Below are 1,691 nucleotides of genomic sequence, written 5' to 3'. Positions count from 1 at the left end.
GCCCGTCAGAAACACACTGCTGGACGAGGTGCCCAAGTCGGTTGCGAGGACCTGCGGATCGTGGCGCGCGGCGGCCAGGTAGGCGTACGAGCCCTGGACGGCGTCGTGCAGTGGACCCGCACCGCGTTCCTTCTGGATGGCGTTTTGGGCGTGCAGGGCCCGGCTCAGCAGTGCCTCGCCGTTGCGCGCTCCCGAGGTGATCGCCTCGCCGTAGAGGCCGACGGCCAGGAATCCCGGCGCTGCCGGTGCCTTGTCGGTGCTGGCCAATGCCTTGAACGCGCAGGCCGGCCTGATCGCGGAGCAGGGCGACCTCACGGAAGCGCTGGACCTCGCGCACCAGGCAGTCACCGCCTACGAGAGGCTCAACGAAGTTCATGGCCGCGGGCCAACGCAGACGTTGCTGCTCGCCAAAGGCTTGAACAGCCGGGCGGTCATTGCCGCCGCAAGCGGCGACTACGACACGGCAACAGGGGACCTGGAGCGGGCCGTCGGCCTCTACGGCGAGGCGATCACCTCGGGAGCGCGCAACGGCGAGGCACTGCTGAGCCGGGCCCTGCACGCCCAAAACGCCATCCAGAAGGAACGCGGTGCGGGTCCACTGCACGACGCCGTCCAGGGCTCGTACGCCTACCTGGCCGCCGCGCGCCACGATCCGCAGGTCCTCGCAACCGACTTGGGCACCTCGTCCAGCAGTGTGTTTCTGACGGGCTTCGGTCCACGGGAGGAGGCCGACTCACGGCCCGGACCCGCACCGGAGAACTCCACCATGGAAGGAACCGGAGCAGTGGGACTGGAACGCAATACGTATGTGGAGCTGGCCACAGCCATCGAGGCGGTACGCGAGGAACTGCGGCGCACCGCCGCACATGCGGACGATCTCAGGTTCGAAGTCGGCCCGATTGAACTGGAATTCGGCGTCGAGCTGCGGCAGGACCCGAAAACGAGGGCAGGAGTCCGCGTCATGGTCCTCACCGGCGGCCCCGACCAGGCCGCCGGCGCGGCACAACACCGTATCCGGCTCGAGCTGACACCGCAGTCCCGCCACGGAAGGGCCTTGATGATCGGAGACACCGATGACCGCTCCGAGTATGAGGTCTGACGTGCAAAGAGCTGTTCGGCGGCGCTGAACACCCCAGCCCTCGCGGCGACTGATCATTCTGCGGCCGTGCGCTCGTGAGCCGTACCCCCGCACGTGGTGCACGGCCMACGAGCCCGAAGCGGGTGGACGGCGGCAGGCAAAAAACCTTGGAGCGGAGGCTATCGGGCACATGGCATGCCGCCGGTTGGCACGGCCGCACAGGCGTCACTCAGCTCGCCAGTGACGAACGAACAGCCTCGGAGAACTTAGGGGACAGTCGTGGGAAGAGTCATAGGGGGACGGCGGCCTGGAAAGGGCCGAGTAGACCGCGCCATGGTCACTGTGCTCAGCGGCGCCGCGTTGTTCATTTCCTTACTGGCGCCGGCCGGTCAGGATCCGGTGCCGACGGCGGACTCCACCTCCGCGTTCCCGGCCGTCAACTACGCGGTGGCCGTGGACGAGTCGGCCAGCCTCGCGCCCGAGGACATGAAGGCCGAGAAGGCTGCCGCCAAGCGGATCGCGCTGGGCGACGTGTCCTCGTCCTCGCAGGTCACCGTGTTCGGCTTCGCCGCCGCGGAGAAGGCCGGCCAGCGCGTCGTGGACCCGGTGTGCC

Annotated in this window: 2 protein-coding genes and 1 pseudogene; 2 read left to right on the top strand and 1 reads right to left on the bottom strand. The window is 68.4% G+C overall.

Going from position 1 to position 1,691, the window contains the following annotated elements:
- The coding region (locus EAO75_RS43635) for a hypothetical protein (RefSeq protein WP_148000694.1) at positions 1-267 on the bottom strand (267 nt) is incomplete at its 3' end.
- On the opposite strand from EAO75_RS43635, the gene EAO75_RS48035 reads away from it, so the two are divergent.
- Both EAO75_RS48035 and EAO75_RS43625 read left to right on the top strand, forming a co-directional pair.
- Positions 257-1,099, top strand: coding sequence for a trypco2 family protein (locus EAO75_RS48035; RefSeq protein WP_261989688.1), 843 nt, complete (start codon positions 257-259; stop codon positions 1,097-1,099). The genes EAO75_RS43635 and EAO75_RS48035 overlap by 11 nt on opposite strands.
- Before the next feature lie 312 nt (positions 1,100-1,411).
- Positions 1,412-1,691, top strand: a pseudogene (locus tag EAO75_RS43625) (VWA domain-containing protein); the annotation flags it as partial.

This window comes from Streptomyces sp. UW30, from assembly GCF_008042075.1.
GTDB lineage: Bacteria > Actinomycetota > Actinomycetes > Streptomycetales > Streptomycetaceae > Streptomyces.
Note: the sequence above shows the minus strand (reverse complement) of the source record. Positions and strands in the feature narration are given on the sequence as shown.